27 protein-coding genes and 1 pseudogene are annotated in these 24,360 nt (G+C 61.4%); 18 read left to right on the top strand and 10 right to left on the bottom strand.

Translation table 11 applies throughout. The annotated features are described in order from the left end of the window. The first annotated feature begins 33 nt into the window (after positions 1-33). Positions 34-594, top strand: coding sequence for a YqgE/AlgH family protein (locus tag ACNQ62_RS11590; protein WP_005849645.1), 561 nt, complete (start codon positions 34-36; stop codon positions 592-594). A 27-nt stretch (positions 595-621) separates the two neighbouring features. Here the strand turns inward: ACNQ62_RS11590 and ACNQ62_RS11585 are convergent, their stop codons facing one another. Then, positions 622-1,566, bottom strand: coding sequence for an L-threonylcarbamoyladenylate synthase (locus ACNQ62_RS11585; RefSeq protein ID WP_418094920.1), 945 nt, complete (start codon positions 1,564-1,566; stop codon positions 622-624). A 152-nt stretch (positions 1,567-1,718) separates the two neighbouring features. On the opposite strand from ACNQ62_RS11585, the gene ACNQ62_RS11580 reads away from it, so the two are divergent. From ACNQ62_RS11580 to ACNQ62_RS11560, 5 genes and pseudogenes are all read left to right on the top strand, one after another. Beyond that, positions 1,719-3,434: an acyl-CoA dehydrogenase gene (locus tag ACNQ62_RS11580; protein ID WP_005849641.1), complete on the top strand. Its 1,716-nt coding sequence runs from the start codon at positions 1,719-1,721 to the stop codon at positions 3,432-3,434. Continuing rightward, positions 3,434-4,483, top strand: a complete 1,050-nt coding sequence (locus ACNQ62_RS11575; protein ID WP_005849639.1) for an MBL fold metallo-hydrolase — start codon at positions 3,434-3,436, stop codon at positions 4,481-4,483. The genes ACNQ62_RS11580 and ACNQ62_RS11575 overlap by 1 nt, the downstream gene beginning before the upstream one ends. Before the next feature lie 3 nt (positions 4,484-4,486). Further along, a pseudogene (locus tag ACNQ62_RS11570) lies at positions 4,487-4,971 on the top strand (DUF6173 family protein). 89 nt (positions 4,972-5,060) lie between these two features. Continuing rightward, positions 5,061-5,195 carry an aa3-type cytochrome c oxidase subunit IV gene (locus ACNQ62_RS11565; RefSeq protein WP_005849635.1) on the top strand — a complete coding sequence of 45 codons (135 nt, stop codon included), beginning with the start codon at positions 5,061-5,063 and terminating at the stop codon, positions 5,193-5,195. A 31-nt stretch (positions 5,196-5,226) separates the two neighbouring features. Beyond that, entirely contained in the window at positions 5,227-5,829 is a 603-nt protein-coding gene (locus ACNQ62_RS11560) for a hypothetical protein (protein ID WP_037966046.1), read from the top strand. Here ACNQ62_RS11560 and ACNQ62_RS11555 read toward each other — a convergent pair. Then, entirely contained in the window at positions 5,818-6,150 is a 333-nt protein-coding gene (locus ACNQ62_RS11555) for an AzlD domain-containing protein (RefSeq protein WP_005849632.1), read from the bottom strand. The two genes, ACNQ62_RS11560 and ACNQ62_RS11555, sit on opposite strands and share 12 nt — an antisense overlap. Continuing rightward, complete coding sequence (locus tag ACNQ62_RS11550; protein ID WP_260003649.1) at positions 6,150-6,884, bottom strand: AzlC family ABC transporter permease; 735 nt, start codon at positions 6,882-6,884, stop codon at positions 6,150-6,152. Before ACNQ62_RS11550 ends, ACNQ62_RS11555 begins: the two co-directional genes overlap by 1 nt. A 48-nt stretch (positions 6,885-6,932) precedes the next feature. On the opposite strand from ACNQ62_RS11550, the gene ACNQ62_RS11545 reads away from it, so the two are divergent. The 4 genes from ACNQ62_RS11545 to glp are packed head-to-tail and all read left to right on the top strand — an operon-like array spanning position 6,933 to position 10,979. Further along, positions 6,933-7,820, top strand: a complete 888-nt coding sequence (locus ACNQ62_RS11545) for a formate dehydrogenase accessory sulfurtransferase FdhD (RefSeq protein WP_418094919.1) — start codon at positions 6,933-6,935, stop codon at positions 7,818-7,820. Further along, positions 7,817-8,419 (top strand): molybdenum cofactor guanylyltransferase MobA, encoded by a 603-nt coding sequence (mobA, locus tag ACNQ62_RS11540; protein ID WP_386175535.1) that lies wholly within the window; start codon positions 7,817-7,819, stop codon positions 8,417-8,419. The genes ACNQ62_RS11545 and mobA overlap by 4 nt, the downstream gene beginning before the upstream one ends. Further along, the gene (mobB, locus tag ACNQ62_RS11535; RefSeq protein ID WP_407473905.1) at positions 8,416-8,907 is read left to right on the top strand and encodes a molybdopterin-guanine dinucleotide biosynthesis protein B; all 492 of its coding nucleotides are present in this window, start codon (positions 8,416-8,418) and stop codon (positions 8,905-8,907) included. Before mobA ends, mobB begins: the two co-directional genes overlap by 4 nt. Further along, complete coding sequence (gene glp, locus ACNQ62_RS11530) at positions 8,904-10,979, top strand: gephyrin-like molybdotransferase Glp (protein ID WP_418094918.1); 2,076 nt, start codon at positions 8,904-8,906, stop codon at positions 10,977-10,979. Before mobB ends, glp begins: the two co-directional genes overlap by 4 nt. Positions 10,980-10,982: 3 nt before the next feature. Here glp and ACNQ62_RS11525 read toward each other — a convergent pair whose 3' ends face one another. The 3 genes from ACNQ62_RS11525 to ACNQ62_RS11515 all read right to left on the bottom strand — a co-directional run bounded on the left by ACNQ62_RS11525 (position 10,983) and on the right by ACNQ62_RS11515 (position 13,025). Next, positions 10,983-12,017, bottom strand: coding sequence for a hypothetical protein (locus tag ACNQ62_RS11525; protein ID WP_005849620.1), 1,035 nt, complete (start codon positions 12,015-12,017; stop codon positions 10,983-10,985). A gap of 15 nt (positions 12,018-12,032) precedes the next feature. Next, entirely contained in the window at positions 12,033-12,503 is a 471-nt protein-coding gene (gene greA, locus ACNQ62_RS11520) for a transcription elongation factor GreA (RefSeq protein ID WP_005849618.1), read from the bottom strand. A 138-nt stretch (positions 12,504-12,641) separates the two neighbouring features. After that, entirely contained in the window at positions 12,642-13,025 is a 384-nt protein-coding gene (locus tag ACNQ62_RS11515) for a VOC family protein (RefSeq protein ID WP_009825226.1), read from the bottom strand. Positions 13,026-13,118: 93 nt separating this feature from the next. Between ACNQ62_RS11515 and soxR the strand changes: the two genes are divergently transcribed. The 4 genes from soxR (at position 13,119) to ACNQ62_RS11495 (ending at position 18,163) form a co-directional block, all read left to right on the top strand. Further along, a complete protein-coding gene (gene soxR, locus ACNQ62_RS11510) occupies positions 13,119-13,571 on the top strand; it encodes a redox-sensitive transcriptional activator SoxR (RefSeq protein ID WP_418095014.1) in 453 nt (150 codons plus the stop codon). A 152-nt stretch (positions 13,572-13,723) separates the two neighbouring features. Beyond that, entirely contained in the window at positions 13,724-15,373 is a 1,650-nt protein-coding gene (locus ACNQ62_RS11505; RefSeq protein WP_005849615.1) for an electron transfer flavoprotein-ubiquinone oxidoreductase, read from the top strand. Between the two features lie 217 nt (positions 15,374-15,590). Further along, positions 15,591-17,309, top strand: coding sequence for a tetratricopeptide repeat protein (locus ACNQ62_RS11500; protein ID WP_037944784.1), 1,719 nt, complete (start codon positions 15,591-15,593; stop codon positions 17,307-17,309). Continuing rightward, the gene (locus ACNQ62_RS11495) at positions 17,306-18,163 is read left to right on the top strand and encodes a 4-(cytidine 5'-diphospho)-2-C-methyl-D-erythritol kinase (RefSeq protein ID WP_418094917.1); all 858 of its coding nucleotides are present in this window, start codon (positions 17,306-17,308) and stop codon (positions 18,161-18,163) included. Before ACNQ62_RS11500 ends, ACNQ62_RS11495 begins: the two co-directional genes overlap by 4 nt. Before the next feature lie 28 nt (positions 18,164-18,191). On the opposite strand, the gene ACNQ62_RS11490 is transcribed toward ACNQ62_RS11495, so the two are convergent. Continuing rightward, on the bottom strand, positions 18,192-19,190 hold the full coding sequence (locus ACNQ62_RS11490) for a polyprenyl synthetase family protein (protein WP_418094916.1): 999 nt from the start codon (positions 19,188-19,190) through the stop codon (positions 18,192-18,194). Positions 19,191-19,249: 59 nt separating this feature from the next. On the opposite strand from ACNQ62_RS11490, the gene ACNQ62_RS11485 reads away from it, so the two are divergent. The 3 genes from ACNQ62_RS11485 (at position 19,250) to ACNQ62_RS11475 (ending at position 20,503) form a co-directional block, all read left to right on the top strand. Continuing rightward, positions 19,250-19,471, top strand: a complete 222-nt coding sequence (locus ACNQ62_RS11485) for a DUF2007 domain-containing protein (RefSeq protein ID WP_037944781.1) — start codon at positions 19,250-19,252, stop codon at positions 19,469-19,471. 5 nt (positions 19,472-19,476) lie between these two features. Continuing rightward, positions 19,477-20,226: a tRNA1(Val) (adenine(37)-N6)-methyltransferase gene (locus ACNQ62_RS11480; RefSeq protein WP_009825220.1), complete on the top strand. Its 750-nt coding sequence runs from the start codon at positions 19,477-19,479 to the stop codon at positions 20,224-20,226. 112 nt (positions 20,227-20,338) lie between these two features. Then, entirely contained in the window at positions 20,339-20,503 is a 165-nt protein-coding gene (locus ACNQ62_RS11475; RefSeq protein ID WP_005849604.1) for a YdcH family protein, read from the top strand. A gap of 92 nt (positions 20,504-20,595) precedes the next feature. On the opposite strand, the gene phbB is transcribed toward ACNQ62_RS11475, so the two are convergent. From phbB to ACNQ62_RS11460, 3 genes are all read right to left on the bottom strand, one after another. Further along, a complete protein-coding gene (phbB, locus tag ACNQ62_RS11470) occupies positions 20,596-21,318 on the bottom strand; it encodes an acetoacetyl-CoA reductase (protein WP_005849603.1) in 723 nt (240 codons plus the stop codon). A 183-nt stretch (positions 21,319-21,501) separates the two neighbouring features. After that, positions 21,502-22,677 (bottom strand): acetyl-CoA C-acetyltransferase, encoded by a 1,176-nt coding sequence (locus tag ACNQ62_RS11465; protein WP_005849602.1) that lies wholly within the window; start codon positions 22,675-22,677, stop codon positions 21,502-21,504. 121 nt (positions 22,678-22,798) lie between these two features. Continuing rightward, the gene (locus ACNQ62_RS11460; RefSeq protein WP_418094915.1) at positions 22,799-23,641 is read right to left on the bottom strand and encodes an EAL domain-containing protein; all 843 of its coding nucleotides are present in this window, start codon (positions 23,639-23,641) and stop codon (positions 22,799-22,801) included. Positions 23,642-23,767: 126 nt separating this feature from the next. Here ACNQ62_RS11460 and ACNQ62_RS11455 point away from each other — a divergent pair, with 126 nt between their 5' ends. Then, positions 23,768-24,355 carry a DNA-3-methyladenine glycosylase I gene (locus tag ACNQ62_RS11455; protein ID WP_418094914.1) on the top strand — a complete coding sequence of 196 codons (588 nt, stop codon included), beginning with the start codon at positions 23,768-23,770 and terminating at the stop codon, positions 24,353-24,355. Positions 24,356-24,360 lie beyond the last annotated feature (5 nt).

The following is a 24,360-nucleotide window of genomic DNA, read 5'->3' as shown; positions in this document are numbered from 1 at the left end:
CATGCTATTGCGATGACGCATAAGGACGACAGCATGAAAATGGATCTGACCGGCCAGCTTTTGGTGGCGATGCCCGGCATGGGGGATCCTCGGTTTGATCATTCGGTGATCTTTATCTGCTCGCATGATGACGAAGGCGCGATGGGGTTGATCGTCAATAAACCCGCCGCTGATCTGAAGCTTGGCGATGTGCTTGACCGGCTTAGCGATGTGGATATGGACGATGTGTCCGGTCTAGGGGTGCATGTGGGTGGCCCCGTCGAGACAGAGCGCGGCTTTGTCCTGCACAGCGCCGAATACCGGTCCGTGATGCAGACGACGGATATCGCGGACGGGGTGGCGATGACAGCGACGCTGGACATTCTCGAAGACATCGCCCGCGGCAAGGGGCCGCGTCGGGCGATGTTGATGCTGGGCTATGCTGGTTGGGCCGCGGGCCAGCTAGAGGCTGAGATTGCCCAGAACGGCTGGCTGACCTGCCAAGGCGATAGCGCTATCCTGTTCGACCTGCCCGATGCGCGCAAATGGGAAGCGGCGCTGACCTCTATCGGCGTGGACCCTTTAGGGCTCAGCGCGACAGCAGGGCGCGCCTGACCTGCGACGATCTGCGGGGCAAAAGCGTTAGCGTGGTGCCGCCGCACGGCGCAAACGGTCATTGATGGCACGGCCCAGACCGGTTTCAGGGATCGGGGCCACCGCAATCGGTTTGCGCAGCCGGTCAAGCGCGTGCAGTCGGTCAAACAGATGCGCCGCCGCTTCCACCAGATCGCCACTGGCCGATAGGGTCAGGTCATCCGGCCCGCGCCCGCTTGCCGCGCCAAAGCCAAGGTAAACCTCTTCATCCGTCGCCGCTTGGGCGTTCAGACGCACGCTGGCATGGGGCGCGTAGTGAGAGGCGAGCTGACCGGGGGCGATAATCTCTGCCCCGTCGGCCACATCCAGCGGTGCGCCAAGAGCGGCCTCTATCGCCTCCGACGGCAGCCCGCCTGCGCGCAACAACGTCGGACGGGGCTGGTTCAGGCCGATGATGGTGCTTTCCAGGCCCACCGTGCAGGGGCCGTCATCAACCACAGCGGCGATCCGCCCTTCCAGCCCCGACAGAACATGTTGCGCCGTCGTGGCGCTGATCTTGCCCGAGGGGTTGGCCGAGGGGGCCGCCACCGGACCGCCAAGCGCACGCAGAATGGCGCGGGCCGTGGGGTGCGCGGGCACGCGGATGCCGACGCTGTCCAGCCCCGCCGTCACCAGCGACGATAGCCCGTGCCCGTCGGCCAGAGGCAGCACGAGTGTCATCGGACCGGGCCAGAAGGCGCTTGCCAAAATCTCGGCGGTGTCGGACCAGCGGCCGTAACGCCGTGCTTGGTCCACATCGGCGACATGGATGATCAGCGGGTTGAAGCTGGGCCGGCCCTTGGCCTCGTAGATGCCCGCCACTGCCGTCCCGTTGCGCGCATCCGCCCCCAGACCATAGACCGTTTCAGTCGGTAGCGCGACCAATGCGCCTTGCTGCAGCAGGGTGGCGGCGCGGGAAATACCGGAAGGGTCGGCTGGAAGAATCTCGGTCATTGGCTTCTCTCACGGGGGATGACGCCGCGTTTTGGGTTGCGGTGTGCAGGCTTGAGCGACATTCTCGCCGCAACAGCCCGGAGTATCGCCTTGGGCTTATCAGGTCGCTGTTCGGTTTGCCAAGCAGACGAACGCGTTAATGGAGGAAAACTATGCCCTATCGCGCCCCTGTCGAAGATTTTGCCTTTCTGTTTGATCATGTCGTAGGGCTGGACGCTGTGCGTCAGACCGAACGCTTTGAGGACGCCAGCGAAGACGTCACCCGCGCGATCCTCGAAGAGGCGGGTAAGATGACCAATGACGTTCTGGCCCCGCTGCAACGCGCCGGCGACCAGACCCCCGCCAAGCTTGAAAACGGCGTCGTGCGTACCTCGCCCGGTTTCGCGGACGGGTTCAAGGCCGTGGCCGAAGGCGGCTGGATCGGCATGTCCGCCGACCCCGAATTCGGCGGTATGGGCTTGCCAATGACCCTGACGACCGCCGTTAACGAAATGATGAGCGGCGCCTGCCTGTCGCTGCAACTTGCCCCCTTGATGAGCCAGGGCCAGATCGAAGCGCTTGAGCATCACGCCAGCGACGCGATCAAGGAGCTGTACCTGCCCAAGCTGATCAGCGGCGAATGGACCGGCACGATGAACCTGACCGAACCGCAAGCGGGGTCGGACGTGGGGGCACTGGCGACCAAGGCCGAAGACAATGGCGACGGCACCTATGCGATCTCGGGTCAGAAGGTCTATATCACCTGGGGCGACAACGACTTTGGCGGCAACATCTGCCACCTTGTCCTGGCGCGTCTGCCCGGTGCGCCTGCGGGCACCAAAGGCATCAGCCTGTTCCTTGTGCCGAAATACCTGCCCAATGACGACGGCAGCCTTGGCAATGCCAATAGCCTCAAGGTGGTGAGCCTTGAGCACAAGCTGGGGATTCACGGGTCTCCGACATGCGTGATGCAATACGACAAGGCGACCGGCTGGCTGGTGGGGCCCGAGCAAGGCGGCATGGCGGCGATGTTCACAATGATGAACAACGCGCGGCTTGGCGTCGGCGGGCAGGGCATCGGCATCGCCGAAGCGGCCTATCAGCACGCGCTGGCCTATGCGCTGGACCGTAAACAGGGCAAGACATCGCGCCCTGACGGCACCGGCACCATCGTGGACCACGCCGATGTGCGCCGCATGCTGATGACGATGAAGGCCGAAACCTTTGCCGCCCGCGCCATCGCGCTGTGCTGTGCCAAGGCCATCGACATGACAAACGCCACCGGTCAGGCCGAATGGAAAGCCCGCGCGGCCTTCCTGACCCCGATCGCCAAGGCTTTTGGCACCGACACCGGCATGGCCGTCGCTGAAATGGGCGTTCAGGTCCACGGTGGTATGGGCTTTATCGAAGAAACCGGTGCCGCGCAGTACAGCCGCGACGTGCGTGTGACCGCCATTTACGAAGGCACTAATGGCATTCAGGCGATGGATCTGGTCGCGCGCAAGATGATGGACGGGGGCGAGGCCGCGAACCGTTTGCTGGACGAGATCGAGGCAGACGCCGAAGCCGCCCGCGACGTTTTTCCGAATATGACGGATGCCCTGTGGCAAGCATCGGAAACCCTGCGCGAGGCGACCGACTGGCTGACCGAGCAATCGAACATGGACACGCGTTTTGCCGGAGCGGTGCCGTATCTGCGGGCCTTTGCACGGGTGCTTGGCGCGCATATGCACCTCAAGGCGGCGCTGGCCGACAAGGGCGGGCCGCGCGAAAAGCTGGCGCGGTTCTACATCCTGCGCTTGCTGCCGGAACACGTTGGCCTGCTGGCCCATGCCCAAGCGGGCGAGGCTGATCTTTTCGCGCTTTCCGCTGACGAACTGGCCGCCTGATGCCTGATACCGCACCCACCGGTTTGCGTTTCCCCTGGGAGACGCCGCCCGCCCATGATGCGGCGATAGAGGTCGCCCCCGGCGTGCTTTGGCTGCGTCTGCCGCTGCCGATGAAGCTGGATCACGTCAACGTCTATGCCTTTGACGAAGGCGACAGCTGGACGATCATCGACACGGGGTTCGCGTCGAAAAAGTCCAAGGCGCTGTGGACGGACCTGATCGCGGGGCCCTTGGGCGGCAAGCCGGTGTCGCGGGTGATCGTGACCCACCACCACCCCGATCACATCGGTCTGGCGGGCTGGTTCCAGACCGAACACGGGGCAGAGCTGGTGACGACGCGCACCGCGTGGTTGACCGCGCGGATGCTGACCCTTGACCCGCAAGAAGCACCGCCAGCCGAGACGCTGGCTTTCTACAAACTTTCGGGGATGGATGCCGCGCTGTACGAGAAACGCGCCTCCGAGCGGCCATTCAACTTTGCCGACATCGTCTCGCCTCTGCCGCTTGGCTTTACGCGGATCAAACAGGGCGACGAGATCACCATCGGGGGACGCGTGTTTGACGTGCATATGGGCAATGGGCACGCCCCCGAACACGCCACCTTCTGGAGCCGTGATGACAATCTGGTGATTGCAGGCGATCAGATCCTGTCGTCCATCAGCCCTAACGTCGGGGTCTATGCCACCGAACCCATGGCCGACCCTATTGGCGAATGGATCGAGGCCTGTGACCGTCTGTCGTTGCTGGCGCGCGAGGATCATCTGGTGCTTGGCGGGCACAAGCTGCCCTTCACCGGTCTGCCCACCCGCATGCGCCAGTTGATAGAGAATCACCACAGCGCCCTGCGCCGTCTGGAAAAGGCGATTGCAGAGCCGAAGTCGGCGTCTGAATGTTTCTCGACCCTGTTCAAGCGCAACATTGGCGAAGGCGAATACGGTCTGGCGCTGGTTGAAGCGGTCGCCCATCTCAGCCATCTTTACCAAACGGGCCGTGCCACACGCAGTTTGCGGGCGCTGGACGGGGCTTGGGTGTATCAATCAAAGGGCTGACCGATGGATAACGAGATCAAGACAGCGGCCGAAGCGATCGAGGCCGACGCGCTGCCGCGCCTCTACGAGGTGCATTCGGACCCCGACAGACGCAATGCCTCTGACCAGCCGGTGCCAAAGGGGATGAGCCAAAAGCCCGCCGCGCAGAAATCACCGGCGCAATGGGCCTACGAGCGGGTCGTGCTTTACTTAGAAATTTCGAAGAGCAGCTGGATGGCGATCATGAGGTCGCGATGGGGTTCGCAGGCGGTGACGCCGGTGTGCTGCGGATCGAGGGTATGGGCTATTTCGACCCGGACATCGTGACCTTTTACGGCAAGGACAACGCGGGGGCACGGATGCAGCTGGTGCAGCATGTCACCCAGTTGAATGTCGCCCTGCGTGCGCTGCCCAAAGCGGTGCAGGAAGCCCCCGCGAATCGTATCGGTTTCCGCTTGGCGCAAGACCTCGAGACGCAAGAGCCGGCACAGACAGACGAAAACACCTGATCCCGCGCATTTTGATGCCGTGACATAGGCAGATGAATACAGTATTCCCCAGTTCAAATCATACGCACGTTAAGACAAGGATCGCGCAAATGGCCAAACATGAACACGGCTCGATGGACACCAGCACGCACGAGAAGACTTTTGACAGCTTCATGAACTTCGTCAAATGGTCGTGCATCGTGATTATTGCCATTCTGGTCTTTATGGCGATCTTCGCGCGCTAAGGCGGGCAAACCTAACCGACGGGATATTTCTATGCGTGTTTGGATGGCTTTGGCCTGCGTCGGGCTGCTTGCGGCCTGTGCGAATGATACCGGGATTGATAACACACCGGCAGAAGTCGCGGCGGCCGCCTATGTGGCACCGGGGCCGCGATCCATCACGTTGATGACGATGATCAACAACCGCACCGGCAGCGGCGGCCATACGGCGCTGGTGGTCAATGGCTCGCAGCAGGTGATCTTTGACCCCGCCGGTTCCTTCCGCGATCCGCGCGTGATCGAACGCGGCGACGTGCTTTACGGTATGACGCCCAAGTGGATTCAGGGCTACAAATCCTCGCACGCACGCAGCACCTACCATGTTGTCAGCCAGGAACTTCAGGTGACGGACGCGCAGGCGGAACAGATCTTGCAGCTTGTGATGTCGAACGGCACGGTAGCAGGGGCGTTCTGCGCCAATGCGACCTCGGGCATTCTGTCGCAGGTGCAGGGGTTTGAGAGCATCTCCAAGACCTTCTATCCGGCCAAGCTCAGCGAACAGTTCGCCAGCTTGCCCGGTGTCACGACGACAAAATACTACGAGAATGACGAAGGCGATGTGATCGACGCGGTGCAGGCGTCGCTTCTAGCCCAGTAACCAAAGCAGACTGTAAAGCGTTGCTGCACCGCTGATGATGGCGAGCAGCACGTTTTTGGTGATCACCCCGATTGTCAGGGCCGCAGCCGCTGCCGCCATGCGCGGCAGATCAAGCTGCCCGTCCGTGGCTGCGGGCCAGATCACCTGCGGGGCCACCAGCGCGGGCAGGATCGCCACCGCCGTATAGCGCAGGTGCCGCAGCAGCCATGCGGGCATCTCGCGGTCGCCAACCAATCCGGTAAAGACAAAGCGCAGCCCGAAGCTGCCAAGGCCAAGGGCGATGATCACGAACCAAAGTGTGCCGGTGTTGATATGATCCATTATACCGCATCCTGTTCAGGGTGTTGGGGCTGGCGCCGTTCCAGCCAAAGCTCTGTCTGCGCACCGGCCATCATCCCCGCAAGCCCCGCGATGATCAGCCCCAGCGAATAGGGCACTCCCGCCGTCAGCAGCCCCGCGACAGAGGCGACCAGCGCCGCGACCACATGGGCCGGCGTGCGGAACATCGGCGCGATCATGGCCAGAAAGGTGATCGGCAGCGCAAAGTCCAGCGCCCAGCTTTCGGGGATCTGCGCGCCCACCATCGCCCCCACCAGCGTGAACAAATACCACAGCGGCACAATCGGGGTCACACAGCCAAAGAAATACGCCATCCGCTGCGGGATCGTCATATCGGGCTGTTTTTCGTACTGCGCCATCGCGCAGACATAGGATTGATCGACCGTCAGATAGGCCGCCAGCGCGCGCTGCCACAGCGGGGCGGAGCCGATGTAAGGGGTCAGCGACGCGGAATACATCGCCATCCGCAAGTTCACCGCCAGCGCAGAGGCCAGCACGATCGCCGTCGGGGCATGTTCCTGCATCAGTTGCAACGCGGTGAACTGTGCTGCCCCCGCAATGACCACAACCGAAAAGGCGAGCGTTTCGAATACGTTCAATCCCGCCTCGGTGGCGAGGATGCCAAACAGCGACGCAAAGGGGATGATCACCAGAACAAAGGGTGCGGCGTCGGTAAGACCTTTTCGAAAGGCCGATTTCGTGGTGGTGATGGCCATGCGTTCCCCCTAGATTGCCGGGACATGCTTAACTGCCGCTTTGGGGGGATGCAATTGTCCGTCAAGACAGACACCGATGCTTATTTGATCGCACCGCAACCGGGTTTGGCGCGGCTGACCCGTGCTGTGACCGGGCGCGACCAAACAGGGGCAGAAACAACGATCAATGTGGTCGAGGAACGCCCGCTGACGATATATCTGAACGCGCAGGAAATCGTCACCGCGATGACGATCGGCGATTACCCCGAATACCTCGCGCTTGGGTTCTTGCGCAATCAGGGCATGCTGCGCGACGGTGAGGATATCACTGGCGTCGACTATGACGAAGAGCTTGAGGTCGTCGTGGTCCGCACCGCCCGCAAAACCGATTACGAAGACAAGATGCGCAAAAAGACCCGTACCTCCGGCTGTGCGGTCGGTACGGTTTTCGGCGATATGATGGAGGGGCTAGAGGATGTGTCTCTGCCCACGACCCCGCTGCGGACCTCGTGGCTGTATGACCTTAGCGCGCAGATCAACCGCACGCCGAGCCTGTACCTGGAAGCCGGGGCGATTCACGGCACGGTGCTGTGTCAGGGCAATCGCCCGCTGGTCTATATGGAAGACGTGGGTCGCCACAACGCGGTGGATAAGATCGCGGGCTGGATGCTTTCTGAAAAAGTCTCGGCCGAGGATAAGATCCTCTATACCACGGGGCGGTTAACCTCCGAGATGGTGATCAAGACCGCGATGATGGGCATCCCCGCGCTGGTCTCGCGCTCCGGCTTTACCGCCTGGGGGGTAGAGATCGCGCAGCAGGTCGGGCTGACGCTGATCGGCCGGATGAAGGGCAAACGCTTTATCTGTCTGGCGGGCGAGGACCGGTTGATCCGTGACGCGGACCCCGACGGAATCGCGGATGAACCGAAACGATCTGGGCGAAAGGGCAGCGCATGAAACAGCCACTTGGGGTGATCCTTGCCGGCGGGCAGGCGACGCGGATGGGCGGCGGCGACAAGGGGCTGTTGCAGCTTGGCGGTCAAAGCGTGCTGGGTCATGTGATTGAACGGCTGACCCCGCAGGTGGATCGCGTCGCGTTGAATGCCAATGGTGATGCCGCGCGGTTTGCGGGGCTGAAGTTGCCGGTGTTGCCCGATAGTATCGACGGGTTCGCCGGTCCCCTTGCGGGCGTGCTGGCCGGGCTGGATTGGGCCGCTGAACAAGGCGCGGATACCATCGTCACGGCGGCGGCAGACACGCCGTTCTTCCCCGGTGATCTGGTGCCGCAACTGTTGCTGGCAAGCGAGGGGATGACCCATCCGCTGGTGCTTGCCGCCACGCCTGATGCCAAACGCGGCACCGCGCGGCATCCGACCTTTGGCCTCTGGCCCGTGGCACTGCGCGACGATCTTCGCGCCGCCTTGCAGGGGGGGCTGCGCAAGGTCGTGATGTGGACCCAAACGCATGAGGGGCGCGAAGCGCTGTTCCCCCATGAGGACGCGTTCTTTAACATCAACACCCCCCAAGATCTGGCCCGCGCACAGGAGATGATATGAGAGTTTACGGCGTTGTCGGCTGGAAAAACGCAGGCAAAACGGGGCTGATGGAACGCCTTGTGACCGAAATCACGGGCCGCGGGTTTTCAGTGTCTACCGTGAAACATGCGCACCACAGTTTTGACGTGGATCATCCGGGCAAGGACAGCCACCGCCACCGCGTCGCTGGCGCGCGCGAGGTGCTGTTGGCCTCGCGCAACCGGTTTGCCCTGATGCATGAGCTGCAGGGCGAGGATGAACCGACGCTCGACGCGCTGCTGGCCAAGCTTGCCCCCGTCGATTTGGTGCTGGTCGAAGGCTACAAACGCGACGGTCACGCCAAGGTCGAAGCGCATCGGGCCGAAACCGGCAACGCGCTGATCGCGCCGGAGGATCCGACGATCAAGGCGATTGCCAGCGACACACCCATGACGCTGGATCGCCCCGTATTCGATCTGAATGATACCAGCGCCATCGCCGATTTCATTCTGGCCGAGGTGGGCTTGTGAGCCCTTTCGACACGTTTGTTGTGGTCGATTGGTCCGGCGGTAATGACACCGGACCAACCCCGCGCAAAGATGCGATTTGGGCGGGCGTGTCGCGGGGGGGCATCTCGGACCCGCCTGCCTATCTGCGCAACCGGTCCGAGGCAGAAGCTTGGATCGCCGCGCTGATCGAAGCAGAGCTGGCGCAGGGTCGCCGTCTGTTCATCGGCTTCGATTTCCCCTTTGCCTACCCTATCGGTTTTGCCGAGGCCCTGACGGGCAGCGACGATCCCTTCGCCCTGTGGGAGTGGTTCGAGGCGCGGGTCGAAGACGCGCCAGACCGTAACAACCGTTTCGATCTGGTGGCAGAGATCAATCTGGGTCTGGGCGATGGCAGCGGCCCATTCTGGGCCAACGGCCTGCCCAACCGCGATATCGCAGGGCTGCCGCGCACCAAGACGGGCTACGCCAACCCGTTTCCCGACAAGCGCGCGGCGGAACAGCGTGCCAAGGGCAGTTTCACCTGCTGGCAAATGGCGGGGGCAGGGGCTGTCGGGTCGCAGGTGGTCATGGGGCTGCCTGTGCTGTCACGCCTGCGTGCTCGTTTTGCCGATCATGTCGCGGTCTGGCCGTTTGAAAGGCCGGATGCGCAGGTGGTCTTTACCGAGATCTGGCCGTCGCTTACCGTGGGGCCCGCCCCTGACAACAGGGTCAAGGATGCGTGGCAGGTGCAGGAACTGGCGCGGCAGCTGGCCGCCGTCCCTGCCGTCGATCTGGCGCAGATGCTGGATGTTGAGGCAGCGGAAGAGGGGTGGATTTTCGGTCTGGGGTTCGAACATCTGCTCAAGGCCCCGCCCCCCCTGCGCAACGACTGTTTTGCCCTGCCGCCGGGCGTGCATTGGACGCCGGTGGACGAGGCGCTGGCGCAGTTGCGGGCACGGCTGCATCCGGTGACCCCTGTCGAAGACGTGGCTTTGGCTGCCACCTTGGGGCGCATCGCCGCGGCGGATGTGCTGGCACGCCGCGCCAATCCGCCGCTGCCAAATACGGCTGTTGATGGCTATGGCTTTGCGGGCGGGCGCGCGGCCGGGGCCCATGCGATGCCGCTGGCCGAGGGACGCGCGGCGGCAGGCGACGCGCCGGGGGCGCTTGCCGAAGGGCAGGCGATGCGCGTGCTGACGGGGGCCGCGCTGCCAGAAGGCGTCGATACCGTGGTGCTACAAGAAGACGTGACCATCGACGGGCGCACCCTGCGGTTCAACGGTCCGGTGAAACAGGGTGCCAATACCCGCAAAGCGGGGGAGGACGTGACAGCGGGTGCCGTGACCCTGCGTGCGGGACGACGGATCACAGCGGCGGATATCGCCTTGCTCGCAGCCACGGGGGCGGCGTCTGTGTCGACCCATCGGTCGCTGCGCGTCGGCGTGCTATCGACAGGGGACGAGATCGTCGAGGCCGGTCGGACCGCGGTCGACGGGCAGATATTCGATGCGAACCGCCCAATGCTGCTGGGGTTGGTATCGCAGTTCGGCCATCAGGGCGTGGATCTGGGGCATGTGGGTGACGACCGCGCAGCTTTGCGCAGGCGGCTGGATGAGACGCAGGGCCGTGTCGACGCGATCCTGACCAGCGGTGGTGCGTCGGCGGGGGATGAAGACCACGTATCGGCCCTTTTGTCCGAGGCGGGGGCGCTTGACCTGTGGCGCATTGCGGTCAAACCGGGGCGGCCCTTAGCGCTTGGCATGTGGCAAGGCGCGCCGGTTTTTGGTCTGCCGGGCAACCCCGTGGCGGCTATGGTCTGCACCCTGATTTTCGCGCGCCCCGCGTTAGCGCGGCTGGCGGGGCAGGACTGGCCTGTACCGCAGGGGTTCGACGTGCCCGCAGATTTCAGCAAACGCAAGAAACCGGGGCGGCGCGAGTATCTGCGCGCGCGGATGCGAGACGGGCAGGTGCAGGTCTTTGCATCGGAGGGGTCGGGGCGGATCAGCGGGCTGGCTTGGGCCGAAGGATTGGTCGAACTCCCGGACGCCGCGGCCGACATCCAGCCGGGCGATCTGGTGCGCTATATTCCCTATGGGTCTTTCGGGATCACCTGACCGCTAGTCGAACGTCCCCGCCACGCGGCCCAGCAACATGAAGGCCCGCACGGTGCGCGTGTCGGTCAGTGCCGAGATGTCGGCGTCAGAGGCCTCGGCTTCAAAGGCGGCAAAGGCGCGGTCGAAACGGCGCAGGAAGTGATGCGCGGCATCGCGGAAGATCGGGTCTTGCTTCATGCGGGCACTGGTCAGCGCCAGCGAGGACCGGTCACGGATACCGCCCAAAGCTGCGATCGGACGGCCTCGGGCCCCTTGGGCGAATTGGCGCCAGATTTCGGGGCGTGCACGGTCGGGGCGCAGGTCATCCATATAGATACCGTCCTGACTAAGCAGCGTCAGCACGTCCTGCGACGCCTGCACCAGCTGGGACGCATTGCGGTCTTTCAACGCCTTGCGCAGCGCCGAAAAGCCTTCGGTATCCTCGGCGGTTTCGGGGAAATTCAACGCGCGAATGAAATCTTCATGCGACAGCGGCGGGGTCATATCCGCGGCCGAGGTGCCAAGCGCCAGCGCGGGCTGGTCATCGACCACCGCAGGCTTGAGAGGCGCCAGGCGGGTGCTGGCGTCGCGGCGGCTTTGGAAGGTGGCCAGCGTGCTTTCGGTCTTGCGGGCGGCGGCGGCGATTTCATCCAGCTTGCGCGCGACGGTCGCGTCTGCGCCAAGGTTCTGCCCTTGCTGTTGCGCGATATAGGCCTGCCGGATCGCGTCGATCGCGGCCTGCAAGCGTTTGCTTTCCTCGCGCATGACACGGCTGGCGCGGGCCGCTGTGGCGGCGACCCAGATCATGCCAACGGGCATGAAGATCGCCAGCATCGTCATCAGGAACCGCAAACCGGCGCCGCCCGTATCGGGTTGCTGATCCGACGGCAGCATCAAGAAAAAGATCGCGGATCCCAGCAACCAAACAGCGCTTAGCGCTGCGGCGATGAGTTCAATGTTCGAGATCCCGCCGTCGTTCGGGCGCGAATAGACGCCGAAGGGGGTCGACCGCGCGGATTGGCGCGGCGCGTTCGGTGTCAGCTGCGGTTTGTCGGTCATCTCTTTGTCCCCGGCTTATGCGTAGACGATTTTGAGAACCTCATAGGATTTGTCCCCCCCGGGTGTCCGCACCTCGACGCTGTCGCCTTCTTCCTTGCCGATCAGGGCGCGGGCGATAGGGGATTTGATGTTCAGCAGACCTTTTTCGATGTTGGCCTCGTATTCACCAACGATCTGATAGGTCTTCTCTTCGTCGGTGTCCTCGTCCACGAGGGTCACGGTCGCGCCGAACTTGATCGCGCCGGACATCTTGGCCGGGTCAATCACATCCGCAAGGGAGATCACGCCTTCAAGCTCTTTGATGCGGCCTTCGATGAAGGACTGCTTTTCCTTGGCGGAATGGTATTCGGCGTTCTCGGACAGGTCACCGTGTTCGCGGGCTTCGGCGATGGCTTTGATGATGGCAGGGCGTTCAACCGACTTCAGATGCTTGAGTTCGGTTTCTAAAGCCGTGTGACCGGCGCGGGTCATGGGGATTTTTTCCATCAGGGGGCGTCCACGCAATGAGGGTCACAGCCCCCGAACTGTCGTCCGAGGGTGCAACCGATTTGAATTGATCCTTACCTGACCCAAACTGCGCCGCGATTGCAAGAGCAGAGTCAGCCCGTCCGCGGCAATCCGCGCTTAGTCATCGTATTGGACCAGCTCGTATTCGACACCGTCGTGATCGCGAAAATAAAAGCGCCGCCCGGGTTCGTAATCGGCGTGGTTCACCGGCGTGAACCCCTGCGCTTTGACCAAGGTTTCGGCGGCGTCCAGATCATCGACGGTCACCCCGATATGGTTCAGCGCGCCGGTGGTGTCATAGCTGCTGGTGCCCGTGGCCGGCGTCTTTTCCGGTGTGTAAAGCGCCACGTATGAACTGTCGGTTCCGATGTGAATAGTATGTCCGCCCGCTATAGCATCGCCTTGCCAGCGAATGCGCCAGCCAAAGATCTGCGCCATCCAGGCGGCGGTGGCTTGCGGGTCGGTTACGGTGATGTTGGCATGTTCCAATTGTGCTGGCATTGTCGGGTCTTCCTTTCGTGTTTCTGACGTTGACCCTATGGTGTGTAATTTCTAAACCTAACTTTAGGTCAAGGATTATTTCGGGGAATGTCTATGGCGGTGAATGACGGGTTGTCGATTGGCGCATTGGCGCGGCGCACAGGCTTGGCGGTGTCCGCCATCCGCTATTACGAGGCGCAAGGGTTGATCAAACCGTGGCGCAACAGCGGCGGGCAGCGGCGGTTCGAGCGTGCCGATCTGAGGCGGCTGAGCTTTGTGATGATCGCGCAGCAATTCGGCTTTACCTTGCCGCAGATCAAGCAAGAGCTGGACCGCCTGCCAGATGGGCGCACCCCCACCAAAGAGGACTGGGCGCGTATCAGCCAGGCGTTTCGTACAACGCTGGACGACCGGATCGCGACGTTGACCCGCCTGCGTGACGACCTAGATGGATGTATCGGATGCGGTTGCCTGAGCCTACAGGCCTGTGCGCTTTATAACCCTCAAGACCGTGCGGGAGAGAAAGGGCAGGGGCCGCGCTATCTAATGGGAGATCGGCGCGGCTAGCATTTTGCGATGCGAAACAATATTGCTGCACCTGCAACATTTAAGATGCAAACTGTCGTGGGTGCGCTAATTTACGCTGTGTTGCGATTGCAATAGCGACCGTGCTGGTTTAGCGAAATCCAAACCGTTTTCTGCCCGAAGAGGAGCCCCAAATGGCCGAAGTTGAACGCGAAGCAATGGAATATGACGTCGTTATCGTCGGTGCGGGCCCTGCCGGTCTGTCCGCCGCGATCCGTCTGAAACAACTCGACGCCGACTGCAATGTGGTCGTGCTGGAAAAGGGCTCTGAGGTGGGGGCGCATATCCTGTCGGGTGCGGTTCTGGACCCGATCGGTCTGGACGCCCTGATGCCCGACTGGAAGGAAAAAGGCGCGCCGATCAAGACCAAGGTCGAGGAAGACAACTTTTACATGCTGGGCGAGGCGGGTAAAATCCGGGTGCCGAACTTCCCCATGCCACCGCTGATGAACAACCACGGGAACTACATCGTTTCCATGGCCAATGTCTGCCGCTGGATGGCAGAACAGGCCGAAGAGCTGGGGGTCGAGATTTTCCCCGGTATGGCGTGCTCCGAACTGGTCTATGGCGACAATGGCGAGATCAAAGGCGTTGTGGCCGGTGAATTCGGCATCAGCGCCGATGGCACCAAGGGCGACGGCTATGAGCCCGGTATGGAACTGCACGGCAAATACGTCTTCCTGTCCGAAGGCGTGCGCGGCAGCCTGTCCAAGCAGGTGATTGCGAAATACGATCTGGACGCCGGAAAAGAGCCGCAGAAATACGGCCTTGGCATGAAAGAAATCTGGGAGATCGACCCCGCCAAGCACAAAGAGGGCACCGTGACCCACACGATGGGCTGGCCTTTGAACAGCAACGCGGGCGGCGGGTCGTTCATCTATCACATCGAAAACAACCAGGTGTACGTCGGTTTCGTTGTCCACCTTGGCTACAAAAACCCGCATGTCTTCCCCTACATGGAATTCCAGCGCTTCAAGCACCACCCGATGGTGGCCGAGCTGCTGAAAGGCGGCAAGCGTGTGGCCTACGGCGCACGCGCCATCACCGAAGGCGGCTACCAGTCGATGCCCAAGATGGTCGCACCCGGTGTGGCGTTGCTGGGCTGTTCGGTGGGCATGGTCAACGTGCCGCGCATCAAGGGCAACCACAACGCGATGCTGTCGGGCAAAGCTGCCGCCGAAGCGGCCTATGACGCGATCCAGGCGGGCCGCGCCGGTGACGAGCTGACCGCCTACGAGGAAGATGTCCGCAGCGGCGAGATCGGCAAAGACCTGAAAAAAGTGCGCAACGTCAAACCGTTGTGGAGCAAGTACGGCCTTGTGACCTCGCTCGCCGTGGGTGGGTTCGACATGTGGACCAATACCTTCGGCTTCTCGCTGCTGGGGACGCTGGGGCATGGTAAATCCGATGCTGAAGCGACCGAAAAGGCTGACAAGCACAAGAAGATCGACTACCCCAAGCCCGATGGCAAGCTCAGCTTTGACCGTCTGACCAACGTGGCGTTTTCATTCACCAACCACGACGAAAGCCAGCCCGCGCATTTGACGCTGAAGGATCCGTCGGTGCCGGTGAACATCAACCTGCCGGAATACGCTGGCCCCTCGGCGCGGTATTGCCCGGCCGGCGTGTATGAATTCGTCGAGGAAGACGGCAAGGACCCGCGCTTTGTCATCAACTTCCAGAACTGCGTGCACTGCAAGACCTGCGACATCAAGGATCCGACGCAGAATATCGTCTGGACCACGCCGCAGGGTGGGGATGGCCCGAACTATCCTAATATGTAAGCGTCGCTTACGGGCCTAATATGTAAGCGTCGCTTGCGGGCCTAAGGTGTAAGCATCACTTACTGGATGAAATCGATCAAAGGCGTGCTGCGGCGCGCCTTTTTTCATGCAAGGTTCCGCCGATAGAGGATAAGCGGGATGTCCCTTTGGATAGGCGGCATTGCGCTTGGTCGTGAACCTGTTAGCCTTGCGCCAAATACAAATGAGGCGTGCCAGTATGATCCGTAACCTTCTGTTGACCGCAAGCGTTTTGGCGCTGACCGGAGCCGTTGCAATGCCCGTACAGGCGCAATCGGCGGCGGGGGCCTATCTTGCCGGTCGGCATGCTGCGGTGCGCAGTGATTTTGCGGAATCCGCCAAGTATTATGGCGAGGCGCTGGCGCTTGATCCCAAGAACCCCGAATTCCTTGAAAGCACGGTTCTGGCGCTGCTCTCGCTAGGGGATATCGACCGCGCCCTGCCTTTGGCGCGCATTATGGCCGCGTCGGACCAGCCCGGGCAGATCGCCTATCTCGTGACAACCGCTGGCATGGCGCAGGAAGAAAACTATGCGGGCCTGATCGAACAATCCGCAGACGAGGGCGGGATCGGCCCTTGGGTGGACGGTTTGGTCAAGGCCTGGGCGCATGTGGGCGTGGGCGACATGACCGCCGCCATCACCCAGTTCGACGATCTGAGCAAAGAAGCCGGCATGCAGGGGTTCGTGCTGTATCACAAGGCTTTGGCACTGGCGTCGGTCGGCGATTACGAAGGGGCGGAGGCGATCTTTGCTTCGAACCAGGCGGGATCGGCAGGGCAGACACGGCGCGGTGTGATCGCGCGGGCGGAAATCCTTGGCCAGCTCGGGCGAAATGAACAGGCGCTTGCGCTGCTGACAGATAGTTTCGGGGCCAGCAGCGACCCCGAACTTGACGGGTTGGTCGCCGCCTTACAGGGGGAAGGGCAGGTCGCCTTTACCCAGATCCCCGATGCCAAGGCAGGCATTGCCGAAGTCTTCTTTACCTTCGCGGCCGTGCTGCGCAATGAAAGTGCCGGTGACTACTATGTGCTGCTTTATTCGCGCATCGCGCGTTACCTGCGACCCGATCATATCGACGATCTGCTACTGACCGCGGATCTGCTGGAAAACATCGGCCAGTACGAGCTTGCGATCGAGGAGCTGCAGGACGTACCCGCCGACAACCCCGCCTATCACGCAGCCGAACTCGGGCGTGCGGCGGCGCTGCGACGGTCGAACAAACCGGAACAGGCGATCGAGGTTCTGCAACAGTTGACCCGCAGCCACGGCACATTGCCGTCGGTCCATTCCGCCTTGGGCGATGCGTTGCGGGCGCAGGACAACTTCAAGGCCGCAATTAAATCCTATGACCGCGCGATAGAGCTGACACCCGACAGCAATCCGCAACGCTGGGTGCTGTATTACGCCCGCGGCATTGCCGAAGAACGCTCTGGCAATGGCGAGGCATCCGAACGCGATTTTCGCGCCGCTCTCAAGATCAACCCCGATCAGCCTCAGGTGCTGAACTACCTCGGCTATTCGCTGGTGGAACAGGGGCGCAATCTGGACGAAGCGTTGAACATGATCGAACGCGCCGTCGCAGCGAGCCCTGAATCAGGCTATATCGTCGATTCACTGGGCTGGGTCTTGTATCGTTTGGGCCGCTACGAAGAGGCCGTCGACCAGATGGAAAGGGCCGTTGAACTGGTCGCCGTTGATCCGGTGGTCAACGACCATCTGGGCGACGTTTACTGGTCCGTTGGCCGTCAACGCGAGGCTGAATTCCAATGGCGTCGGGCGCTATCGTTTGTGGATCCAGAAGACAAAGACAGCGAGGCCGATCCCGACCGCATGCGCCGCAAACTCGAGGTGGGACTGGACGCGGTATTGGCCGAAGAAGGGGCCGAGCCGCTCAGCAAAGCCTCTGCCGAGAAATGACGACCCAAGCCGCTGCCCTCGGGGTTGCCAACGCGGGTTTCGCCTGGGCCAAGGTGAACCTGACCCTGCATGTCACTGGGCAGCGCAGCGATGGCTACCATCTGCTGGATAGTCTTGTGGTGCGCGCCGGCGTGGGCGACCGGATCGCGGTATCTCCCTCTGACCAGCTTGAGCTGTTTCTCGATGGTCCCTATGGCGGTGCCGCCCCCCATGATGACCGCAACCTCGTGGTGCGTGCGGCAAGGCTGCTGGACGCGGGCGCGGGCAGGGGGGCGCGGTTGCATCTGACGAAAAACCTCCCCGCCGCGGCAGGGATCGGCGGAGGATCAGCGGATGCGGCCACGGCGCTGCGCTTGCTCTCGGCGCATTGGGGGCTGCCGGTGCCCGAGGATGTGGCGCGACTGGGAGCCGATGTTCCGGTTTGCCTGCATGACACCCCGCAGCGGATGGAGGGGATCGGCGAGCGTTTGACGCCCGCGCCCAAGCTGCCGCCCTGCTGGCTGGTGCTGATCAACCCGAATAAATCCGCCGCCACGCCCGAGGTCTTCTCAAGGCTCGAATCCCGCGCCAACGCGCCCATGCCCAAAGAGCTGCCCGCATTCACCAGCGCGCCTGCGTTCGCCGCCTGGCTGGCCACACAGCGCAACGATCTGGAGGCACCGGCGATCCAGGTGGTGCCAGAGGTGGCAGAGTGTCTGGGCAGCCTACAGGACGCGCTGCTGGCGCGTATGTCGGGCTCTGGTGCGACCTGCTTTGGCCTTTACGAGACCGAAGCACTGGCGCAGCGCGCCGTCATGCGTATTGCGGCGGCACAGCCCGGATGGTGGGTCACCGCCGCACCGATGCTGGGGTAGCTTCGACGCGCCCCAATGGGGGGGGCGATTAGCTAATACGCGCAACGACGTAGTCGGCCAGATCGCGCAGCATCTGCGTCAGCTCGTGGTCCGGCAGGGAGTTCAGCGCAGTCTTGGCCTGTTCCGCCCATGCCAGCGCCTCTGCCTTGGTTTCATCCAGAGTGCCATGTGCATTCAGCAGCGACAGAGCGTGTTCAAGATCGCCGTCCTCCTGCTTGCCCTTCTCGATGGTGCGGGTCCAGAAGGCACGTCCGGTCGCGTCGCCTTTGGCGATCGCCTTGATCACGGGCAGGGTCAGCTTACGCTCGCGGAAGTCATCACCGATGTTCTTGCCGGTGGCATTCGGGTCGCCTTGGTAGTCCAGCAGATCGTCGACAATCTGGAACGCGATCCCCAAGGCATCACCATAATCAAACAGTGCCTGAACCTGTGCGTCAGGGGCCGTGGCAATCACCCCGCCCACCTGCGTCGCCGCCGAAAACAGCGCCGCCGTCTTCCCGCGCACGACCTGTAGGTAGATGCCTTCATCCGTGGCCAGATTCTGCGCGGCGGTCAGTTGCAGCACCTCGCCCTCGGCAATCGTAGCGGAGGCATTGGCAAGGATCGCCAGCACGCGCATGTTATTCGTCTCGGTCATCAGCTGGAAGCTGCGCGCGAAAAGGTAATCGCCCACCAGCACCGAAGATTTGTTATCCCACAGCAAGTTGGCCGTCGGCCGCCCGCGACGCTGCGCGCTTTCATCGACCACATCGTCGTGCAGCAGGGTCGCGGTGTGAATGAATTCTACCGTGGCGGCAAGGTGCACGTGGTAGGGGCCGTCATAGCCGCACAGACGCGCCGCAGCGAGGGTCAGCATCGGGCGCAGCCGCTTGCCGCCTGCCTCTACCAGATGGGCCGTGACCTCGGGGATGCGCGGCGCATGTTCTGACGCCATGCGGTCGCGGATCAGATCGTTCACCGCGGTCATATCCACGTTAAGATAGGCCGCCATCCGGTCATGTGGTTTCTGGGTGTTTTCGCTCGTCATTTACACGACCTTAATTGGAAGGCTCGACAATCAACGTCGATTGCCCTTACATCTCTGTTATGAAGGAACTTTTGCGCACAACCGATCCGACAATAATCGCCTTTGCCAGCGCCCTTCTTCAGGGCGAGGATATAGACTGCTTTCCGCTGGACGTAAACATGAGCGTGCTTGAAGGCGGGATCGGCATTTTCCCCCGCCGCTTGATGGTGCACGACGACGATCACACCGCCGCAACGCGGGTGTTGCGTGACAACGACATCCCCACCGGGTTGCCCAAGTAACCGCTGTGGACGTCTTTGACCCCGACGCGCTCACGCGGGATGCGTTTCTGGGCGGCAAACTGCATTTGTGGCAGCCGCGTAAAGGCTACCGTGCGGGCGTCGACCCTGTTTTATTGGCTGCAACGGTTCCGGCGCAGGCCGGTCAGCGCGTGCTAGAGCTGGGCTGCGGGGTCGGGGCGGCGTCGCTTTGTCTGGGCGCGCGGGTGCCGGGCTTGCAGCTGACGGGGGTCGAGATCCAGCCTGCCTATGCCGCGCTTGCACGGCGTAATAATCCAGCATTTGAAGTGGTCGAGGCCGACATTGATGCCATGCCGCTGGCCCTGCGGCAGCGACAATTTGACCACGTTCTTGCCAACCCGCCGTATTTTGATCGGCATGCCTCTGTCGCTGCGACAAATAGCGGTCGTGAAACCGCCTTGGGTGAAGCGACCCCGTTGGAAACCTGGGTCAAGATCGCGGCCAAACGCCTTGCCCCGAAAGGGCAGGCGCATTTTATCCATCGAGCGGAACGCCTGCCCGATCTGATCCGCGCGCTACCCCATGATATGGGCAGCATAGAGGTGCTGCCGATCGCACCGCGCATCGGTCGCATGGCTGAACTGGTCATCCTGCGTGCGCGCAAAAGCGGGCGGGGGGCGTTTCGCTTGAACGCGCCCCTTATCATGCACGAAGGCGCACAACATTTAAGCGACGGCGACAGCTATGTGCCCGAAATACGAGCGGTCCTGCGCGAGGGCGCAGCGCTGCCATTCTAAGCAGCCTCTCGCCGATATCTCAACTTGTCGATAGTTTTGCTGCGCTGCCGCGTGACAGGTGGAATATTTCGTGCTTCAATCATTCTACGCAACATAACCTAAGGAGAGTTACATGGCTTTTGACGCACATCTGGATGCTCTGAAACGGAAGCATTTGGCAATGAGTGACGCTGTAGAACAGGCCCAACGATCGCCGAGTATGGACGGGCTAAAGGTTGCGAATATGAAGAAGGAAAAGCTGCGCTTGAAAGAGGAAATTACCCGGCTTTCCGCCTGATAGATTTCAATTCCGTTGGCGTGCCCATTGGTGGGCCGCCGACAAAAAGGCCAGCGCGAAATGCGCTGGCCTTTTGCGTTCAGGTAGGCCGTTTAGACCAGATGCTGTGCACCATTCGCGGTGATCGTGGACCCGTTGATAAAGCCCGCGTCATCACTGACTAGGAATACAACCGCGCGGGCGATTTCTTCGGGTTCGCCCAAGCGGCCGGTCGGGATTTGCGCCACGATAGAGTCGCGCACCTTCTCGGGCACCGCCATCACCATATCCGTCGCAATATAGCCGGGGCAGATCGCATTCGCGGTAATATTGGCACGCGCGCCTTCCTGCGCGAGTGACTTCACAATGCCCAGATCGCCTGCTTTGGTCGCGGCATAGTTCACCTGGGCGAACTGACCTTTCTGCCCGTTGATCGAGCTGATGACGACGATCCGACCAAACTTGCGTTCGCGCATGCCAGGCCAAACCGGGTGGATCGTATTGAAAACACCCGTCAAATTGGTGCCAACCACTTCGTTCCACTGGTCGGGCGTCATCTTGTGGAAAGGGGCGTCGCGGGTGATACCTGCGTTTGCTACGACCACGTCAATCGGGCCTAAGTCTTCTTCGACTTTTGCAATCCCGGCTTTGGAGTCGTCATAGTCGGCGACGTTCCACTTGTAGGTTTTGATGCCCGTGGTTTCTGTAAACTGCGCGGCTGCCTCGTCGTTCCCGGCATATGTTGCCGCGACGGTGTATCCGGCGTCTTTCAAAGCTGTGGAAATAGCCGCCCCGATCCCGCGGCTTCCCCCTGTTACAAGTGCAACACGTGACATAAATCTCTCCCCTTAAGGCAATGTTGTTTCGTTTGCCTTATTAATTTCGTAATTTAATTACGTGGAGGATTTGTAGTCAGGCTTGAAATTCATTGCAACAGTTTACGCAGGGAAAAAGCAGATGTTTTTCGCGTGGCGCGCGTTCTTGCCGAACACGCGCCAGGCTTGATCGATTATACAGCGTTATGGGCGCTCAAGACACATGGCCACGCCCATGCCACCGCCGATGCACAGGGTCGCGAGGCCTTTTTTCGCGCCGCGTCGCTGCATCTCGAACAAAAGCGTGTTCAGGATGCGGGCGCCGGAGGCACCGATGGGGTGGCCGATTGCGATGGCACCGCCGTTTACGTTCACGATCGATGGATCCCACCCCATGTCCTTGTTGACCGCGCAGGCCTGCGCCGCGAACGCTTCGTTGGCTTCGACAAGGTCCAGATCCTCGGCCTTCCAACCCGCTTTCTCAAGCGCTTTACGCGATGCATAGATCGGGCCAGCACCCATGATCGTCGGGTCCAGGCCAACGGTCGCATAGGACGCGATGCGCGCCAAAGGTGTGATGCCGCGCTTTTCGGCGTTGTCTGCGGACATCAGCAATGCGCCAGCGGCCCCGTCGTTCAGCCCGGACGCATTGGCTGCGGTGACGGAACCGTCTTTGGTGAAGGCGGGGCGCAGTTTCTGCATCGCTTCCATCGTGGCACCGTGGCGGATGTATTCATCTTGATCGACAACCACCTCGCCCTTGCGGGTTTTGACGGTGAAAGGCACGATTTCGTCCTGGAATTTACCGGCCTTCTGGGCGGCTTCGGCTTTGTTCTGCGAGGCCACCGCGAATGCGTCTTGGGCGTCGCGGCTGATGTCCCATTTAGCGGCAACGTTTTCAGCTGTTTGACCCATATGATAACCGTGGAACGCATCCCACAGGCCGTCGCGGATCATCGTATCGATAAGTTGCATGTCGCCCATTTTCTGACCCGGACGCAGATTTTGTGCGTGGGGGCTCATCGACATGTTTTCCTGACCACCGGCTGCCACAATATCGGCGTCGCCCAATTGGATGTGCTGCGCTGCCAAAGCGACCGCGCGCAGACCGGAGCCGCAGACCTGGTTGATCGACCATGCAGCACTTTCGATGGGCAGACCCGCATTCACATGGGCCTGACGGGCAGGGTTTTGCCCCTGAGCGGCGGTCAGAACCTGACCCAGAATTGTTTCATTGACCTCGGAAGGGTCGATGCCTGCGCGGGCGACGATCTCTTTCAGCACCGCGGCGCCCAGATCGTGCGCGGGTGTATTTGCAAAGGATCCGCTGAAGCTGCCTACAGGCGTGCGCGCTGCGGATGCGATGACAACGTTGGTCATATGTGTTCTTCCCCTGAACTACTGACGTGGGGTAATATAATACGGCGTTTCCCCGTTCCCCCGTCTTCTATGGTTTGGACATATCCCATTGCTGCACATGCGGCAATCGCGCCATGTTCGCTTACGCATTTTTGCGCTCTTCCGGCGTGCTCTGCCAGTAGGGTTGGGTGGTTGGTGCGCCATACAGAAAGCCCTGTTGGCAATCGACCCCAAGCGCGAGAAGCAGGGATGCATCGTCTTGATTTTCCACCTGTTCAGCGACGGTTATCATGTCGAAGTTGCGCGCGATCGACACCATGATCGACACGATTGCACGATTGTCGGGGTGGTCGCTTACGCCGCGGGCGAACTGCCCGTCGATCTTCAGAATGTCAAAGAACATCTCTTTCAAATAACGGATGGCGATGTAGTCAGAGCCAAAGTTATCCAATGCAAAGCAAACGCCCCGTGTCTGGAGCTGGTCCATAAAGCTGGCGACGAGTTCGGGCATTTGCATCGCCGATTTTTCGCTAATTTCCAGGATGAGACGTTCGCCAATGGTGCCGTCGCGCGACAGCCACCGGTTCAAAAGGGTCGTCCATCCCGCATACCCGATAGAGCGCGCGGACATGTTGATTGAAAGGCGTAACCCTTTGTTGTCGCTCAGCGCGGCAAGCCCCGCATGGAGCGACAGCACATCAATCTCGCGGCCAAGCTGGGTCTTCTCTACCACGGGCATGAATTCGCGGGCGGGGATGACGCGACCGGTGGGATCCAGAATGCGAATAAACCCCTCGTAAAAGGCGATTTTGGGGTCGTCCGCGTCCCGCATGACGGGCTGGTAAGCCATCAATGTCTGATTATGCGCGACAGCAGCCCTGACCATGGCCAGCGTGCTGCCGTCGCGTTGGGTCAGCGCGTAGTCGAGCGGGTTTTTCGTCCCCTCGGGCAGCTCGGCGAGCGGGTGTGGTGATATATCTTCCAAAGTGGCGCTTCCATTTATCGCTGTACTCATGTCACCTTGGCGCGGAAACTTGCAACGCCGGGTTAATGCGGCAATGCAGTACAAATTTTAGCCATCCGGCCAGATCCGTCGGAGAAGGGGATGCGGATGCAGCGGTGTGACTGGGCTGGGCCAGAGCAAATTTATCTGGATTATCATGACACTGACTGGGGTGTGCCGGAGTATGACAGCCGCGCGCTTTGGGAAAAACTGATCCTCGATGGCTTTCAGGCAGGGCTGAGTTGGATCACGATACTTAAAAAGCGAGAGAATTTCCGCGAGGCTTTTGCCGGTTTTGACCCTAACGTCATCGCCATATGGGGCGAAGCCGAGGTTGAACGCTTGCTCGCCAACCCCGGCATTATCCGCCACCGCGGAAAGATAGAGGCGGCGATTACAAATGCACGCGTTTGGCAAGAGATTGAAAAGAAGGAGGGATTTGATCGGTATTTATGGAAATACGTGGGATTCGAGCCACTGCAAAACCGGTTTGAGCGTCAGTCGGATGTTCCCGCATGGACGCCGCTTTCAAAGCAGATATCGGCTGACTTGAAAAAACGGGGGTTTAAGTTCTGCGGCCCGACAATCGTCTATGCGTTCATGGAGGCTGTGGGCATGGTGAATGACCATTTGACGTGCTGTCCCCGTCATCAGGCTGTGGCGCAAATGCCCAAACATGACTGGGACGCTGGCTAGGCCAC

It is taken from the genome of Sulfitobacter sp. SBS6 (assembly GCF_048285585.1).
Classification (GTDB): Bacteria; Pseudomonadota; Alphaproteobacteria; order Rhodobacterales; family Rhodobacteraceae; genus Sulfitobacter; species Sulfitobacter pontiacus.
This window is presented reverse-complemented; position numbering and strand designations above follow the sequence as displayed.